This is a genomic window from Virgibacillus kimchii, assembly GCF_055379185.1.
The window spans coordinates 3,819,820-3,837,169 of record NZ_AP043951.1 but is presented as its reverse complement, the minus strand read 5'-3'; the positions used below and the strand labels follow the sequence as shown (position 1 = coordinate 3,837,169).

Sequence of the window (17,350 nt, the reverse complement as noted above, 5' to 3'; positions counted from 1 at the left end):
CTTTTCCATTGAGTAGCTTTGTTTTACTCTTTTTTCGAACAAGCCTAGCAATTACACAAGATAGCAATAATATCAATTTGTAGCAAGCTATGTATGTATCAATTTTCGCCAACAGAGAGTGTGTGAACTGCTGGTTGTTCGATAATTATTCGCACATCTACGTAACCAATGTTTTCAATTTTAATTACATCCTGTAAAGTCACGTATAAATTGTGTTATTTTTTATATGTATGAATTTGTTAGATCTTAAGGAAATCCGATGGGAATTTGCAGTCTTCACATTCATGTTATTACACTTAGTTACTGGTTTAGGGGGTTATTATCAGCACATGCCTTTAAATAAAATTGGAACTTTAGTGCCGCATCACTTGATGATCCCAAAGCATAATATAATTCTTTTTCTTTACCTACACAATTAATTAATGGAGAAGCAAGCAGTTCCAACATTGATTGTATCTCGCTAATATCTGGCGAATTGTCAAATCGCACATCACTTTTCAAAATAAAATAAATTTCCCGCGCACTTATCATTCCTTCTGTATTTGAATCGGTGCTTTGTTCTGACAGACAATCAATAATTGATTGCATCAGTAGACCCTCTCTTTCAATCTTTTTACGGTCCTCTTCAAGTACTTGTATATTCACCAGCCCGGTTTGACTAAATATTTTTTTGTAAGAATCCGCATTTAATGGCACATTAGTATGCAAGTTAATCATTTCAGTTAACGAATTTATATCGATTAAAAGTACATTATGTTCTTCCGCTCTTTTAATTAATCGCGATTTTTCGCCGAAGTTTATACCAACTACCGCAGCAAAGTCTGCTTTATGTTTTCTTTTATGTTCATTTATTGTGATAAAGTCAACTGAAGACTCCGGGACTTCGTTGTAATACGTTGACTTTGCATCTATTGATACAGAATAGCTGAACTTTGGCACAGTAGGTGCGTGAAGCAGTACATCAGTTTTTCCAGCTCCGCTAATCCAATTAGCTTTAAATCCTAACAAGCTAAATCCTTCTTTTAAAGCTTCTTCAAAGCGATCAGGATTCGTCGAATCTTGAGACGCATCTTTTATTTCGTATACGATTTCATTTAAAGATCCTGAATTTCCATTTTCTAACGTTAAGACTTCAGCTTGGTCATCTTGTTTTTTATTGATTGGAAGATAATCTTTTATCATCTCGTAAAAGTTTCTACCTCGATGGGTTAACCCGTATGAATCTGGGCCTGTTTCTTGTATTAACTTGGCATTTTTTAATATATGTATCCTTTTGTGTATTTCGCCAGTACTTTTAAGTTTAAAATTATATAAACTCCTTCCAATATCGTGTATTTCTTTTACTTTTAATTTTTCATCACCAATCTCGGCCAAAATCTCAAACACATAATTATATTTATTATGGATGCAGCAGGCAATATCTATTTCCAATTGTTCGTTTGATAATCTTTTTGCTGCATCAGTAATTTGATAGTCAGTTTTTGATATTTGTTCAACGAAACCAAGATGTTTCAATGGCGTGAGGAAACCTCTAACAGAACTTTGTTTTATGCCGTATTTTTCACTTGAATATTCGTAGAGGTGTTGAATATTGGTTGGTTCATTCATTAGTTTCAAATACTCCATAAGCGTTTCATGCATTGCACTAACACTACCGGGAAAATAACCAATTCCATCTTTTCTTTCTTCGTTCTCATTTATTTTACATAATTCCAGAGCCCAAGCTGAAATCTGAATCTCTGATTCATTCAAGGTTTGATCCGATTCTTTAGTTATACTCTTATAATCAATGTATCCAACTTCATTTAAAAAATTTATCCCTAATTCTGTAATAAAATAATTGTAACTATAACCCTCATATTCTATTAATTTTAAATCCTTTAACCAATTAAGTCTTGCTAAGACTTCTTGTTTAGTTTTCCAAGGTAATTCGTACTCATTTACAGCTACACTCAATAATTTCTGTACCTGACATTTTCCTTGCGAAAGAATGTATAGAATCTCCGAGAAAAATTTAATATTAGCATTGAGAATAGCAGCTAAATATAAATCATCCCCTGTATCTAACCATTTTAAAGCCTCGTTGGATATTGCCCATCCCTTTTTCGAGTTACCAAAAACAATACTGGTTGGACGCAATATTACGCACAGTTGGTCTAGGCTATTCTTTCGTTCACTTCCATCTATTTCTATGATTGTTTTATATGGCTTCTGTTCTTTTAAGGCCTTTAGAATCGTATTTAGTGAAATAGGGTAACTTTCACCACGCGGAATATTAGGCATTCCCAAAACTTTCGATTCCCAGCCCTTTGATTTTGGGTAGGTTATATCATCGATATTATACATATAATTTTCATCCGTTTCTATTTTTTTAAGTTTAACGAACATACTATCTATATAGTAATAAATTATACGATAATGTCAATAGCTTCTTTATAAAATCTAAATCAATTTTATATATGATTAAAACCAATCTTAAAAGTGTTTTTACACTAATAAAAGCGTTTTTCGAAAAAGTGTCCTTTTATCAATATATATATCAGTAACTATCGCATTTTTTTAACTCATAAAGCTTATTAAAAACATGTTAAACACTCCTCAAATATTCCTATACTACTATGGCTCCTGTTTACGTTCACTTTTCGGCTAACCTCCGCTGTTAACCGTTCCCAACTCGTGTATAATAGACCTTCAAATGACTTTCGCACCTTGCCATGTTTATGTAGTCTAAGAACATTTAGAAAGACGTCAACATAGTCGTCTCCATATTCCTCAACAGTTATTGTACTATCAATGGCTGCCTTTGTTCGTAAAAGATTGCCATATGTTTTGTAAAGTCCATCAACGTCATAGAAGGGTGCTAGTGCGTCATAGATGACTTTCAGAATGGCTTGACGTAATGCTCTCGGGTGTTTTTCTGCCTTAGCTAATATGTAATTAGAGTGATTATTGTATAATGGTTCGGATTCTTTTTCGACGTAATTCACCTTGTCCGGCGTAGCTTTTTCGACTTCCTTTGCAGGTTCAATCTGTCGGCTCAAAGTGGGATTCATAGTCGCTAAAATAACTGTTATATTAACGGATTTAAGACGGCTCTTCCTGCGTGCTAGCCATTTCCTAGTAGTTGGTAATAGACTCGATCATGCCGTACTCTCTTAATGCCTTCAATACCCTTTTAACGGTACTGACTGACATACCTATCCCATCTGCAATCGTTTGGTTCTTCGCGAAGCTAACGCCTTTGATTCGCAAACTAGAACGTCCTAAATAGAGCAATACCTCTACAACTGATTCTGGCTGCTCGTCTTGCCGTAATACGTCGATATATTCATAAATTTTAGCGTCCATTTCTTCAACCTTTTCAAAAGTTTGGTACTTCTGCAATTTCTACAAGTCAATCGTTTCGTATTCCGTTTTAATTCCTGCGTTTGTCAATTTCGATTGCCTCCCGAATAAGAGAAGCACAAAACTGTACATATGTTCTTACGCAAGGCGTAGTTAAACAAGCCTTGCAATATATCCATTTTTTCGATATACCGTCCATGCCGTGGTTGTGTGTATATCGTATAATGTCCGGTTACATGCAACTCTTTTTTTGTCTTTTTAGTGCAGCTTAATTGGTATATCATTTAATGGGCTTGTCCTTCTTCCAATGTCGATAATGTCGTCCATTTCCAAGCCTCGCAGGTACTGTGTGGTTATATCTATACTGCTATGCCCTAGCGAATAGACGTCAATACCTTGTTTAATCTGCTTCTGCGCGAAGTAGTGACTGCAATCGTGCGGACTTCCTCGCACTTCATCGCTGACGCCTGCCTTATCGGTTGCGCGGCGTAATATCTTATTTACGTTGGATCGCGTCATGCCTCCTGCCTCTTGATTCAGGAAATAATGATTATCGATCATGCTCGGCGGTATATGTTCGAATCGAGCTTTCCTGGCTCTTTCATAACGATTCATCTGCCTGCGCATTTTCTTCTAAATATATACGTATCGCTCATGGTTTCCTTTGCCTCGAATAAATAAGCGATCGAGAAATACATCATCATTCTCTAATCCGACTAATTCGCTTACCCTTAAACCCGTTTCAAACATAAATATAAGAATCGTTTTATCCCGAATATTGCTGTACGTCTGCGACCCTGTAGAGTTAATTATCCGCTTTACTTCTTCGTCATTGAACGTAGTTATTACCGTACGGCTTTCCTTCAAGTTCTTAATGTCCGTCATCGGATTCGCTTGCTTCTCGATGACTTCTAATTCCTCTACTAAAAACTTGAAGAATACTTTCAACGTCGTAAGACGGTTATTGATCGTGATATTCTTCTCCCGTCCTAGTCGTTGCCTATACCGGATAAATAACTTAATATGTCTCGGCGTTACTTTCGTTACATCGTCGATAAAAAGCTCGTCGATCATGAACGTTTTCCAATCGTTTAAACGCCATTGACATAACGAAATATACTTTTCTGATAAACCATTTACTTGCTGTTCGAACTCAAATTCTTTAATTGCTTCAACTATTTTCAACGCAAAAAAGCGCCCCCTTTTACTCGATTGAAAGTAAAAAGAGGCGCCCATAATTTCAAATTTTATAGTTGCGGGCTAATGCGTATTAATTTGTACCGATATGGTTACGAATAGCTTTGCGTCAATATCTACGGTGTGTATTCACTAACCGAACCTATGGTCTATCACTCCCACTCAATCGTCGCAGGCGGCTTGCTCGTCACATCATAAACCACCCGATTGATATGCTCTACATCGTTCACAATTCGAGTTGAAATCTTCTCCAGCACATCCCACGGAATACGCGCCCAGTCGGAAGTCATTCCATCCACGGAGGTTACCGCACGAATGCCAATCGTATAATCATAGGTTCTGGCATCTCCCATAACACCGACACTTCTTATATTTGGCAGCACGGTAAAGTATTGCCAAATATCCCGGTCCAGGCCGGCAGCTGCTATTTCTTCCCGTAATATGGCATCGGATTCCCGGACTATTTCCAGTTTTTCTTCCGTTACCTCACCCAATACACGAATGGCCAGTCCCGGCCCAGGAAAAGGCTGGCGCCATACAATATGATCTGGAATACCGAGCTGTGTTCCGAGTTCGCGCACCTCGTCTTTAAACAATGCATTTAAAGGCTCAATTAATTCAAATTGCATATTTTCCGGCAGGCCGCCCACATTATGATGTGACTTGATCGTTTGGGCCGTTTCCGTGCCGCTTTCGATAATATCGGTGTAAAGCGTCCCCTGCGCCAGAAAATCCATATCTTTTAATTTTTCCGCTTCATCGTCAAACACATAGATGAATTCATTTCCAATAATTTTTCTTTTTTTCTCCGGATCGTCCACACCCTGCAGCTTGGAAAGAAAGCGGTCCTTGGCATCCACTTTGATGATATTCATATGAAAATCATCGGCAAATACTTTCATGACATCATCGGCTTCATTTTTCCGCAGCAGGCCGTGATCAACAAAAATACATGTCAATTGGTCTCCGATTGCTTTATGAATAAGTGCAGCAACAACGGAGGAATCCACCCCACCGCTCAGAGCGCAAAATACTTTTCGGTCCCCGACTCTTTCCCGTATATTGTTTACTTCCATATCAATGAAGTTTTGCATCGTCCAATCGCCATCACATTGGCAAACCGCAAAGACAAATTGCTTCAATAAATGATTCCCGTATTCGGAATGGCGGACTTCCGGATGGTATTGGACCGCATAGAGATTCTCCTCCGGACGGCTCATTGCAGCAATCGGCGTCGATGGGCTGGTAGCATCAATGGAAAAAGACTGCGGCGCCTCGATCACTTTATCTCCATGACTCATCCACACCGTTTGGCTGTCCGGGGTATCTTCCAACAGGACGGATTTGCCTTTGCGGTCGATCAGCGCCTTTCCGTACTCCCGGTTTTTGGCTTTTTCCACCTTACCGCCATAATGTAAGGCCATGAGCTGCATGCCATAACAAATTCCCAAAATAGGAATATCCAGCTTAAAAATATCTTCATCACAACGGAAGCTGTTTTCATCGTACACACTATGCGGTCCGCCTGATAAAATAATGCCTTTTGGGTTCATTTGCTTAATCTCTTCAGCCGTAAGTTTATGGGAGTGCAATTCACTGTACACGCCGAACTCCCTGATACGCCGTGTAATCAATTGGTTATATTGGCTGCCAAAATCCAAAACAAGAATCATTTCATTGTATTCCATCTTATAAGCTCCTATCTGCATTTTAACGTCGTCATTTTTAATATCTTTTAATTCTACTAATCCTCCATAAAGGGGTCAAGCCTTTATCCGATTGATTAAATTTTTCCAAACTTCAGCGAGTTCTCTCGTTCTTTCCTCACTCAGCTCATTTTTATAAATGATTTTTTCGAAATGAGCGGTCAGCTGTCCCATTTCATTGGTGGAAAATCTGGCATCAATCCGTTTTGCATATTCCCGCAACGTCTGATCAGGATCCCTTTTTAATCCTGCATGTTCCAGCAGCTTCAGTAAATGGATGTAGGCATCCTGATAGGCTGCTGCATCCTGTCTGTGTCCCAACTTTCTGGTGAGGAAAATCGTCTTCCAGCGGAACCTGGTTATATAAATCAAAAATCCTATTAGTAAAATTCCGGCAACAATCAAAGCGGCATGCCACCATGCAAATGTAAAGTTATTTGTATTGTTTCCTGCCATGGCCGCTTCTGACTCTTCCTCCTCCAGGTTTTCTTCAGGCAATTCCGGTTCTTCCACTTCCGGCGTCTCCAAAGGTTCGTTCTCCTCTTCTTCCATCTCTGCTTCTGACTCTTCAACATCAGTATGGAAGTCGGTCATGTTGTCAAACCCCTGTGTCGGCTCAAATGGTATCCAGCCAACACCTTCAAAATAAACCTCCACCCAGGAATGGGCATTGGCATTTGTAATTTCATAGACGTTGGCAGAATTGGAATCTCCGTCCTGAATTACTTCCCCACCGGTAAAGCCTTTCACCCATCTGGCGGGAATATCAATCGAACGAAGCAGCACTACCATTGAAGTGGAGAAATTATCACAATAACCAATCTGTGATTCAAAAAGAAACTGGTCCACATAGTCCTCGTCTTCTCCGGGGACAGGTACCCCGGTAGTTTCATACTGAAAATCATTGGAAGAAAAGTACTGTTCCACCGCTCTGGCTTTGTCGTATTTCGTATCATGTTCTTCCGTAATTTCCACTGCCAGATCCGATACACGTTCAGGGAGTTCTTCCGGCAGTTGCAAAAAACTGTCAACTACCTCATTTTCATTACGCTCGACTTCTCTCAGTTTATCAACGGAAAATGATGGTCTGTCGTAGGATAGCGTGTATTGCTCCAATTGTACGACCTCATGATTCAATTGGGTTTGCACTGCTTCTGTAAATAAGTCCATATGAAAGGTAGCTTGTGCCGCATAGACTTGCCTAAGCCCATATGGATATACCAGTTTTTCTATGGAAACATTGTCCTGGAATTCGACCATGGATTCCAGTTGTTCCGTCTCCACCGCATCTGAACCTTCATTAAAAGTATTGACACCAACTCCCCCGGGCAAGCGTTGATATTCCGGTCCATCGGAAGCTTCCCAGCCTTTTCCTGTATAAACATCTTTTGTTTCAATCCGCCAGTAATGCGCTTCATTTGCTGTTGCATGAAATACCGGGGTATAATCCTGCACGAATGAACCTCCCAGCTGACTGTCATCCTCTCCATACCCTACTTTCTGCACTGCACCTTCTCCACTGTCCGAACCACCAACATTCTGCGCCGCACTTTGAAGAAACGGTACCGGATCGGGCCATTGCGGAGGTGCTTTCGGTGCTGCATAGCCGATAACCGATGAAAAAATTACTGTTACAATAAGTGGAATCAGCCAGACCGGGGTTTTTTTCATCCATTTGAAACGGATGCCTTCCTTGTTAATTTCCCTCATGAAGTTGGCTATACCAAGCGCAATGAATGAAATAACGAATGTACGAACCATCGGTACTCCGGCATCGTAAACGGTAAATGTATCCAATACAGCAATGTAAATAAAGGTTAACAGTACAAACAGAAATACCCTTTTCATAACAACAAACCAATAATGCAATAAGTAGCTCATTAACCATATTAAAATAAGAAATAAGGCACTTCGGAACATAGGGGTTAATTGATGCCAGTTTTGCGACATAATGGCGGACACATTATAACTCACTTCCAAAAACCCCTGCTCAAACCAGAGCTGGGATAATGCCCTCGCTTCAAAGAACAATCCATTAATAATAAACAGTAACGCAAAACCTTTGAGCAAAAAGGAGAACCACCACTTCAACTGAAACATGGAAATTATAAAGCAGAACACCGCATATATGGCAAATACTGCTATACTGCTTGTAGCTGTAATTTCGTTGACGGGATAGATCCATTCCATAAACAGCAGGAAACCGCAAATATATAAAATAGAGGTATATAAAAATGTTTTATTTGTTTCCGAATACGTCATGTGAGCTTCACCTCTATCGGGTTCATTAATAGGTCTGATTCACTCAACGCTGCGATATTCACGCCATCCAATTTCAGTTCTCTTGTCTTTTCCCGGTTTAGTTCACGGATTTTATGTTCGGATTGGATGAATATAACGATGACCTTTTTGGATCGTTGTTTCATTTTTTTTAGGGTATCACGTAGATCTGCATTCAGATTATTTGTGAAAATAACAAATATATTGCCACCTTCCATTTTCATCATTTCTTCTTTCAGTTTCATGGAAAAAGGCTGCTTACCGACGGGCTGAATATGTGTCAAATGCTGTTTCACCATATGCATTTGGGCGGGGTCATTCCGCAATGGAAAATGAATGGCTCTTTCTCCAATCGTAACCAGTCCAACCTGGGAAGACTGCTTGCGGATTTCCTCCATTATGGAAATCGTCATTTCCACTGCTGCTTCAAATGCCAGGTAATTTAAACCTTCATACTCACAACCATCAAGTACCAGCATAATATCAGTGCTTTTTTCCTGTTCAAACTCCTTTGTCATCATGGCATTTTTTCTTGCCGTCTGTTTCCAGTCAATCCAGGACACCCTGTCTCCCGGCATATAATCACGTATTCCTGAAGCCACATTTGTATTTTTTAAATTAACCATATGGGAAGCAGCAGAGCCTTGTTCAAAGTTCATAGTCTGCTGCATCAGGCGGACAGGACGTTCATTTGGATAGGCGGTTAGACGATCCGGCAGTTCAAACACATGCTCTTTTGTCACAAATCCGAACACATCCCCGGTCCGTACACGTATTGCCTGCAAATGGTGCTCCCCTCTCGGAACCTGTTCGAACGCATAAGTGAAGTCCACCACGCGCCTGACAGAAGGAAACAGGATTCTCTTCACTTGTCTGTTAACTATAAGCTGACCAGGGTCATCCATAAAATGATATTTATCTTTTCTGCTATCAATCTTCTTTAATGTATCAGGCAAAACTTCCTCAAAAACGCAATAGTATAATGGGAAAGGAATTTTTCGCTTTATTTGCACTTGGACAGTTACGCTGTCCCCTGCACGATTCACTTGACGGGAAAGGTTTCTTGTAACCTCCCATTTTTTAAGCGGATAAAGCATTAGTCCAATATGATAGAGGAATATCGGAAGGAAGCTGAAAAACAGAAACCAGCTCACAAACCCTCCCTGGAACATCGCAAATGAATAGAGAAGGAGGAAAAGAAAAAGGATAAAAACAAAGTTACCGATAAACCTTACCCTTTCCTTCATCAGCTAAATTCCTTTCGAATTGGTATATGGGTATTTTTAACAATGGTTTGAATGAGTTCTTCTGCTGTCAGACCATCGTATTTTGCTTCATTTGTTAAAATCACCCGATGCGTCAGTACAAATGGTGCAAGAAATTTCACATCATCCGGCAGGACATAATCCCGCCCGAGAATATAGGCATACGCTTTCGCGGCCTTCATTAGAGCAATCGATCCTCTTGGACTGACACCGAGGTGAATGGAAGGATTGGACCTCGTCCCGGATACGAGATTAATAATGTAATGCTGCACATTTTTATCGATATATACTTCCTTCACTTCTTCCTGGACGCCGACCAGCTCTTCCCTTGTCATTACAGCTTCGATTTGTTCAATTGGATGATCTTTTGCCGTAATTTCCAGCATCTCCAATTCTTCCATAAAAGAAGGGTATCCCATTTTCAGTTTCAGAATAAATCGGTCCAATTGCGCTTCCGGCAAAGGGTAGGTTCCTTCATATTCAATTGGGTTTTGTGTGGCCATCACAAAAAAAGGCTGATTAAGCGGGATCGTTTTGCCATCAACCGTCACATTTTTCTCTTCCATTCCTTCCAGGAGGGCGGATTGGGTTTTTGGAGATGTTCTGTTAATTTCATCGGCAAGAATAACATTGCCAAGTATCGGGCCTCCACGGAACTCAAATTCCATTTTTTGCGGATTATATATGGATACTCCCGTCACATCTGACGGTAATAAATCAGGAGTAAATTGTATTCTTCTAAAATCGCAATCCAATGACTTTGCCAATGTTTTTACAAGCATTGTTTTCCCAACACCAGGCACGTCTTCCAAAAGCACATGCCCCTGTGCCAGCAATGCAACAAGACTTAATGTGGCCGCATCCTCTTTTCCTATCATCACTTTATTTATGTTTGAGAGAACTTTTTCTACTTTTCTATTATACGTAATCGTTTCTTCCATTAATTGAAGCCCCTCTCCGGCGCGGATCTTTATAAATACGCTATCCATTTATCAACAACCGGGTCAAGCTTTTTCATAGCCTTCATACCCGATAGTTATTTACATATTCATACACTATAATGATACTAAAAAAAGCGCATAAATTAAAGTATCCGTAAATTCTGAACCATTAATCATTGTAGACGAAATCGGAGATGAATATACTTGGAGAAAGTGGAAAGAAATTTTCTTGAGGAACAGGCGGAGTTAACCGAGCAATGTACGGCCTGCCGTCGGAGCACGGATTATTTGGCTGCAGTGCAGAGGTCCGGGAAGTCATTGAAATATCAGGACTCCCAGCGGGGATTACTTAGCGGTCGGGCGGCTCTTATTATTCACTTATAAAGCTAAGCCAGTCCCGGAAAAGTTCGAGGGCTCGCCACGACCGCTGTAACACGAAAGCCCGATACCTCTAAACAGGCTGGGGTTCCAACCTGATTTTTTTATCTTTGCCCTGCCGTAATAAACGAAGACCATTCAATATGACCAAAATAGTAGAGCCTTCATGAAACAACACTGCCATCGGTAAATTTAACAGGCCAAAAATATTTAATATAACCAGTATGATAATAACTCCAATAGAAAACATGACATTTCCAACAATAATACGGTTTAATCTATGACTCAGCTTAAAACTATAGAAAAGTTTTTCCAAATTGTTTTTTACAATAACAACATCAGAAGATTCCATTGCAACCGAAGAGCCACTGCCCATCGCAATTCCTATATCTGCATTTGCAAGTGCTGGTGCATCGTTAATACCGTCCCCGATCATCCCGACAACTTCATCTTTTTTCTGACTTTCATTTACATATCTGATCTTATCTTCCGGCAGACAGGAGGCAACGTAATCATCAATACCTACTTCTTTTGCAACTATTTTTGCGGCCGTTTCATTATCCCCTGTTAACAATGCAACGTGTATTCCTTCACTTTGAAATCCGGAAACAGCATAGGCAGACTCCTTTCGCACCCGGTCAGCAAGTGAGAAATAGCCTGCTATCCGGTTATTTTTCCCGACGAAGATATTTGTATTCCCCTCTATTGTTCTACCACGGTAGTTATGAGGATCTTCATAATGCTCAAAAGCTGAGGGTTTACCAACCATGATATCGCCTTTTCTCATTCCGGAACCAGCTACTTCTTCCACAGGCTGTGTCTGCTCGACACTATTCAGATTCAACTCTTTAAATGTATTGACAATCGCTTCAGCAATTGGATGACTGGATTGTTGTTCCATATACACTACTTCTTTTAATACATCCTCATCCGCTTCATGCTCAACCACCTGAAACTCGCCATGCGTCAATGTGCCGGTTTTATCGCTGTAAAGAATATCCATCGTACTTAAGGCTTCCATCGCTGCTCCGCCTTTAAATAACACACCATTTCTTGCACCATTACTGATGGCACTCAAGGTTGCAGGTGTCGCTGAGGCAACTAGTGCACACGGACTCGCTACAGTCAACATAACCATCCCTCTGTAAAATGCTTCCTGGAACGTTAAACCATTAAAGGTATATAAGATAAAAATAAAAATAGGAACCCCAACCAGGACCCCAATAACGTATTTGGATTCAATGCGCTCAATAAATTTGGACACTTTGGACGGCCTGTTTTGAGCTTCCTCCACCATTCTGATTATATTTGAAAAAATGGTTTCATCGCTCAATTTGTTTACTTCCAGGTAAAAAACGTCTCCCTCATTAATTGTTCCCGCAAAAACCTCATTCCCTTTTTCTTTCGTTATGGGAACAGATTCCCCGGTCAAAGCAGATTCATTTACCACCGTTTGTCTATCAGCATACCCATCAATCGGAATCTGGTCACCTTTTGATACGACAACAACATCTCCCAAAACCAGTTTTTCCGTAGGTACCTCGCTGATCTCACCATTTTCTTTTAATACTTGTGCTGTAGAAGGCACTTGCGACATTAATTCTGAGATGGCCCTCGTCGATTTGTTTGATGCATAATCTTCCAATACTTCAGCACCAGCAAAAATAAGTAATAAAACTGCCCCTTCCGATTCATAATTAATAATAACAGCTCCAATTGCTGCTAAAATCATCAGCAAATCAACATTCGGAGATTTGGATTTAACTGTATCCACCACCGCATTTTTTGCAGCAAAAAATCCTAAGAAGAAAATTGCAGCATAAAATGAAATACGACTGGCGATATCAACAAACGGCATAAAAGCAAAACCAATAATAATGAAGAAAATACCTATGAGCAGAAACTGACCGGGCCGGCTTTTGATTAGATAGTTCAACATTTCACAGAACCCTTTCCTGAGTGACGTTATTTATAATTGCTATAATCTATTATAGTATAAAAGGAAGTAATTGTCAATTAAATTGAGAGTTTTTCGTTTAATTGAGAATGAATATCATCTTTGATTAAGATTACTGAATCAATATTTGTTCGGACCGGCAGCTAGTATAACATTGTCCGAAACCAATAAAGTAGAGTCTACTAATTATCATACCACATTCATTTTTGAAAATTCGCTTATAACAACCTTTAAGTTTGATTCAATTAAAAAAGGGAACCATTTCGGTTCCCTTTCATTAATTCTTTTTAACCCAAAACTTAAATACTCCGCCTTCATCTGCATCTTTGAGCAGCTCATGCCCGCTGGATTTTGCCCATGCAGCTATATCTGTCTTTGACCCTTGATCCGTTGCATGGATTTCCAGCACCTGGCCTACTTCCATATCTGTGATTGCCTTTTTCGCTCTGACGATCGGCATCGGACATGCCAACCCTTTTGCATCCAATACTTTATCTGAATTCATTATCCCAGTCACTCCTTCTAATTTAAAATAATTATCTTACTGCACAACGGTTTGGGCCGATTTCCATTTCCCGCTGTGTTTCCTCATCCGGTGTAATTTTACCCATGTTTGTCTGACGGATTTCTTTATACGCATTCGGCTGCGGAGGCAGATTTTCCGTTACAATTTTACGAAACGCTTCTTCGTCTTCAATATTTAGCCCGTGATTTTCAGCAAACAATGTTCCGAGCTTTTCTGCTACACTGCCATCATCATTCAGCTCTTCAATAATCATGAAGTGGGCAGGAAGTACAATAAGTTCCTCCGAAAGTTCACGGTAACGATCGTAAAGTGTTTCTCTCAAGTCACCGACCCAGTCCTCAGCCAAACCTGCAAGGTCAGGCCTTCCGATAGAATCAATAAAGAGAATATCTCCGGTCAGCAAATACTTTTCATCCACCACAAATGATGTTGAACCGATGGTGTGTCCTGGTGAATACAGTGCATGAATATTAATGGATACATTACCAACCGTGATTTCATCATTATCGTTTAATGGCTGGTATTCAAAAACCACTTCTCCTGCATCTTTTGGTGGCAGCCAGTACGTTGCCCCTGTTTCTTTTGCAATGGCTCTCCCGCCTGAAATATGGTCAGCATGCAGATGCGTGTCCAGTACATTGGTGATGGTGACCCCTTTTTCTTTTGCAAAGCTAGTGAAAATATCTGTCATTCGAGTAGCATCAATAACTGCAGCTTCTCCACCGGATACGACCATATAGGACAAGCAGCCTTTTCCAAGACGGACAAATTGGTACATTTCACCGCCATTGCTCAGTTCTCCAACTTTAACCGGCTCCATATGCTCGCTCCATGCCTTCATGCCACCTTCCAGATAGGACACGTCAATACCTTTTTCGGCAAGCATTTCTGCCACCATGATAGATGACCCTTCTTTGGCACAAACGACCAATAATTCTTTATCGTCAGGAATCCGATCCATGATTCCATCCACCCCATCAAGCAGTTCAAAATACGGCACATTCAAATGCTGAAAATGGTCCCCTTCAATTTTCCAATCCTCAAATTCATCCGCGTTGCGTACATCCAGTATAAAAAGTTCCTCTTTGTTCATCACTTTTTTTGCAACTTCTTTTGAACTCATTGCTTTCATAGACATTTATTTTACCCCCTAAGGTATATTTTTAATTAAAAATTTTTATTTTCTCATGCTACTTTCCGATTAAATTACTTATCCCATTAATTTATTTATTTTAATTCCTCTTTTATACGTTCCGGATCAAACCCAATAACCCATGACCCGTTAACTTCTGTTTGCGGCACACCCATTTGACCTGTTTGGGAAACCACATATTTCATCATTTCCGGACTGTGCTCCACATTTATTTCTTTAAAAGGTATATTATTTTCGGATAAAAAGTTCTTCGTCATGACACAAAATGGACAGGTGGTTGTTGTATATACTGTAATCTCATTCAAGTTTTATCCCCCCTTTACTGATTATTTTCCCACTGACTCATCCCGGGAATGACATTTGTTACCTTTGAGAAACCTTTTTCAGCAAGCTTTTGTGCAGCTAAGTCACTTCGGTTGCCCGTACGGCAAACGACATATACATCATCCTCTTTATTCAGTTCCTCCAGACGGCTTTCCAGCTCCCCAAGAGGTATGGAAATCGCACCTGGAATATGATGGAATGCATACTCTGCCTGCTCGCGGACGTCAACAACAACAATATCTTCTTTAGCATTCAATTTGTTCTGCAACTCATCATTTTTAATGACATGAGGATGTTTTATTTCCTCTTTTTCTTCTGCACTGCTTGCTTTTCTTACATAATGTTTTAATACGTTACCTTCCTCCACTGTTCCCAAATACTGATGTCCGGCGCTTTTGGCCCATGCCTGCAAATCTGCGGTGGATCCTTTATCTGTTGCCTGGACTTCCACTACCTGACCCGGCAGGAGTTCCTTCACCGCTTTCTTTGTTTTAACGATCGGCATCGGACATGCCAGACCTTTTGCATCCAGCACATTGTCTGTTTTAATCATTTTCTATAACCTCCCAAGTCTGAATTATTTTAAGGGACCTTGCCAATCCAACATCCCGCCAACCATATTTACCGCGTTATATCCCGCTGCATTCAGCAAGTGTGTGGCCAACCCACTGCGGTTACCAGATCTGCATACAATAATATATTCTGTGTTTTTATCCAGCTCCGGCATCCGTGTTTGCAATTCTCCCAAAGGAAGGTGTTTTGCTCCCGGGATCATGCCTGCCGCAACCTCATCTTTTTCACGAACGTCCAGGATTATTGCATCACTCGAGTTCTCTTTCAATAAATTCTCTGTCTCTCGTGCTGTTATTTCTTTCAAATTTTAATCCCCCTTCTTTCATTTGTTTATCTTTAAATAAACAGATTTACATTTCCGTTTTCCGCTTCTGACAAGTATGCCGCAACCCCTGCATATTCCACGCCTTCTATTAATTCTTCTTTTTGCAGACCCAATAGATCCATCGTCATCGTACAGGCGACGAGATTCACTTCCTGCTCTTTTGCCATATCAATTAAATCCGGCAATGGAACCGCGTTATGCTTTTTGATCACATTCTTTATCATCTTAGGTCCCATACCGCCAAAGTTCATATTGGAAAGACCCATGTTATCTGCACCTCGCGGCATCATTTTCTCAAACATTCTCTCCAGTTTCCCTTTTTTCGTAATCACCTGTTCATTCTTTCTGAAGGCGTTCAGCCCCCAAAATGTTGCAAAAACTGTTACTTCATGATCATAAGCCGCAGCTCCATTTGCAATAATGAATGCTGCCATCGCTTTATCATAATCTCCGCTGAATAAAATAATATTGGTTGATTTTTTTTCTTCCATCTTTTACACCTCTCTATTTTAATATCTATCAAAGTATCTTACGTTTTAACTCTACTACCTATACACCCATAGGTATTATACTGTTTAAAAAAATATAGTAGTTACTATATTTTTTTATCTGCTTTTCACCAACAGGTTAACCGCTTCCTGTATATAATCTTCCGTACTTTCACCTTTTTCCACCTGATCACGTACACATTGTTCCAGATTTGAACTCACTACAAGGCCGATGGCACGATCCAATGCATTTCTTGCAGCAGACATCTGTACAACAAGGTCTTTACATTCTTTACCTTCTTCCATCATTCTTAAAATCCCTTTAACCTGACCTTCTACCCTTTTTACTCTATTTTTCATTTGTTCAGTATATTCCATGCTGTATCTCTCCTTTTTTTAAACCAGCATTTTTCTTCAGTTGTTTCGATGAAGTAATTATATGATATCCGTTGATGTGGAAACCTTTCTTCTTCAGGAAGCGGGCACTTAAATTGATATCCATCATCTCTGAAGCCATGAGATAAATCTCTTTTTTCTCTATTTCACCATGGTTTCTTCTTAAATAAGCATACGGGATATTCACTGCTCCTTCAACCGGTGATTGATGGGCTGCCTGATTATCTCTGACATCTAGTAAACTTACATCTGTATCCCCATATATCTTACCAAAATCAATCTGAGGAATTCCATAAACAGGCATATACCTTTTATAAATGGAGTTAATAATTAATATTAACAAAAGCGAAGCAATAATGCTCATTCAAACACCCCGTATTTTGTTTTTTGATCAAGTGCTCATCCGCCTTTCGTTTCTTGGCTAACACCATGATATACCCCATAGGGTATTTTGTCAAGTGTATTTTTTTCTTTTTATTGACTATCGCTGACCGCG

The 17,350-nt window shown here is 39.9% G+C and carries 15 protein-coding genes and 1 pseudogene; all 16 read right to left on the bottom strand.

Annotated features, from left to right (window positions below):
* Positions 1-300: 300 nt before the first annotated feature.
* Entirely contained in the window at positions 301-2,346 is a 2,046-nt protein-coding gene (locus tag ACZ42C_RS18705; RefSeq protein WP_461182377.1) for a hypothetical protein, read from the bottom strand.
* Positions 2,347-3,117: 771 nt separating this feature from the next.
* Positions 3,118-3,348, bottom strand: a complete 231-nt coding sequence (locus ACZ42C_RS18700) for a helix-turn-helix domain-containing protein (protein WP_461182378.1) — start codon at positions 3,346-3,348, stop codon at positions 3,118-3,120.
* A 255-nt stretch (positions 3,349-3,603) separates the two neighbouring features.
* Positions 3,604-4,530 (bottom strand): annotated as a pseudogene (locus ACZ42C_RS18695) (tyrosine-type recombinase/integrase).
* Between the two features lie 164 nt (positions 4,531-4,694).
* Positions 4,695-6,230: a glutamine-hydrolyzing GMP synthase gene (gene guaA, locus ACZ42C_RS18690; RefSeq protein ID WP_461182379.1), complete on the bottom strand. Its 1,536-nt coding sequence runs from the start codon at positions 6,228-6,230 to the stop codon at positions 4,695-4,697.
* 75 nt (positions 6,231-6,305) lie between these two features.
* The gene (locus tag ACZ42C_RS18685) at positions 6,306-8,510 is read right to left on the bottom strand and encodes a DUF4129 domain-containing transglutaminase family protein (protein WP_461182380.1); all 2,205 of its coding nucleotides are present in this window, start codon (positions 8,508-8,510) and stop codon (positions 6,306-6,308) included.
* Positions 8,507-9,775 carry a DUF58 domain-containing protein gene (locus tag ACZ42C_RS18680; protein ID WP_461182381.1) on the bottom strand — a complete coding sequence of 423 codons (1,269 nt, stop codon included), beginning with the start codon at positions 9,773-9,775 and terminating at the stop codon, positions 8,507-8,509. The genes ACZ42C_RS18685 and ACZ42C_RS18680 overlap by 4 nt, the downstream gene beginning before the upstream one ends.
* The gene (locus ACZ42C_RS18675) at positions 9,775-10,734 is read right to left on the bottom strand and encodes an AAA family ATPase (protein ID WP_461182414.1); all 960 of its coding nucleotides are present in this window, start codon (positions 10,732-10,734) and stop codon (positions 9,775-9,777) included. Before ACZ42C_RS18675 ends, ACZ42C_RS18680 begins: the two co-directional genes overlap by 1 nt.
* A 451-nt stretch (positions 10,735-11,185) precedes the next feature.
* Positions 11,186-13,051, bottom strand: a complete 1,866-nt coding sequence (locus ACZ42C_RS18670) for a heavy metal translocating P-type ATPase (protein ID WP_461182382.1) — start codon at positions 13,049-13,051, stop codon at positions 11,186-11,188.
* A 295-nt stretch (positions 13,052-13,346) separates the two neighbouring features.
* Positions 13,347-13,574, bottom strand: a complete 228-nt coding sequence (locus ACZ42C_RS18665; RefSeq protein ID WP_461182383.1) for a sulfurtransferase TusA family protein — start codon at positions 13,572-13,574, stop codon at positions 13,347-13,349.
* Positions 13,575-13,605: 31 nt separating this feature from the next.
* Entirely contained in the window at positions 13,606-14,733 is a 1,128-nt protein-coding gene (locus ACZ42C_RS18660; protein ID WP_461182384.1) for an MBL fold metallo-hydrolase, read from the bottom strand.
* 89 nt (positions 14,734-14,822) lie between these two features.
* A complete protein-coding gene (locus ACZ42C_RS18655; protein WP_164219211.1) occupies positions 14,823-15,053 on the bottom strand; it encodes a glutaredoxin family protein in 231 nt (76 codons plus the stop codon).
* 14 nt (positions 15,054-15,067) lie between these two features.
* On the bottom strand, positions 15,068-15,625 hold the full coding sequence (locus ACZ42C_RS18650; RefSeq protein WP_164219209.1) for a sulfurtransferase TusA family protein: 558 nt from the start codon (positions 15,623-15,625) through the stop codon (positions 15,068-15,070).
* Positions 15,626-15,649: 24 nt separating this feature from the next.
* Complete coding sequence (locus tag ACZ42C_RS18645) at positions 15,650-15,949, bottom strand: rhodanese-like domain-containing protein (protein WP_164219208.1); 300 nt, start codon at positions 15,947-15,949, stop codon at positions 15,650-15,652.
* Positions 15,950-15,981: 32 nt separating this feature from the next.
* Positions 15,982-16,461, bottom strand: a complete 480-nt coding sequence (locus ACZ42C_RS18640; protein WP_461182385.1) for a DsrE/DsrF/DrsH-like family protein — start codon at positions 16,459-16,461, stop codon at positions 15,982-15,984.
* A gap of 114 nt (positions 16,462-16,575) precedes the next feature.
* Positions 16,576-16,836, bottom strand: coding sequence for a metal-sensitive transcriptional regulator (locus ACZ42C_RS18635; protein ID WP_461182386.1), 261 nt, complete (start codon positions 16,834-16,836; stop codon positions 16,576-16,578).
* Complete coding sequence (locus tag ACZ42C_RS18630; protein WP_461182387.1) at positions 16,823-17,218, bottom strand: rhodanese-like domain-containing protein; 396 nt, start codon at positions 17,216-17,218, stop codon at positions 16,823-16,825. The genes ACZ42C_RS18635 and ACZ42C_RS18630 overlap by 14 nt, the downstream gene beginning before the upstream one ends.
* Positions 17,219-17,350 lie beyond the last annotated feature (132 nt).

Coding starts and splice junctions, on each gene's coding strand:
- ACZ42C_RS18705 (WP_461182377.1), bottom strand. CDS start 2,346: ATGTATAATATCGATGATATAACCTACCCAAAATCAAAGGGCTGGGAA.
- ACZ42C_RS18700 (WP_461182378.1), bottom strand. CDS start 3,348: ATGGACGCTAAAATTTATGAATATATCGACGTATTACGGCAAGACGAG.
- guaA (WP_461182379.1), bottom strand. CDS start 6,230: ATGGAATACAATGAAATGATTCTTGTTTTGGATTTTGGCAGCCAATAT.
- ACZ42C_RS18685 (WP_461182380.1), bottom strand. CDS start 8,510: ATGACGTATTCGGAAACAAATAAAACATTTTTATATACCTCTATTTTA.
- ACZ42C_RS18680 (WP_461182381.1), bottom strand. CDS start 9,775: ATGAAGGAAAGGGTAAGGTTTATCGGTAACTTTGTTTTTATCCTTTTT.
- ACZ42C_RS18675 (WP_461182414.1), bottom strand. CDS start 10,734: ATGGAAGAAACGATTACGTATAATAGAAAAGTAGAAAAAGTTCTCTCA.
- ACZ42C_RS18670 (WP_461182382.1), bottom strand. CDS start 13,051: ATGTTGAACTATCTAATCAAAAGCCGGCCCGGTCAGTTTCTGCTCATA.
- ACZ42C_RS18665 (WP_461182383.1), bottom strand. CDS start 13,574: ATGAATTCAGATAAAGTATTGGATGCAAAAGGGTTGGCATGTCCGATG.
- ACZ42C_RS18660 (WP_461182384.1), bottom strand. CDS start 14,733: ATGTCTATGAAAGCAATGAGTTCAAAAGAAGTTGCAAAAAAAGTGATG.
- ACZ42C_RS18650 (WP_164219209.1), bottom strand. CDS start 15,625: ATGATTAAAACAGACAATGTGCTGGATGCAAAAGGTCTGGCATGTCCG.
- ACZ42C_RS18640 (WP_461182385.1), bottom strand. CDS start 16,461: ATGGAAGAAAAAAAATCAACCAATATTATTTTATTCAGCGGAGATTAT.
- ACZ42C_RS18635 (WP_461182386.1), bottom strand. CDS start 16,836: ATGGAATATACTGAACAAATGAAAAATAGAGTAAAAAGGGTAGAAGGT.
- ACZ42C_RS18630 (WP_461182387.1), bottom strand. CDS start 17,218: ATGAGCATTATTGCTTCGCTTTTGTTAATATTAATTATTAACTCCATT.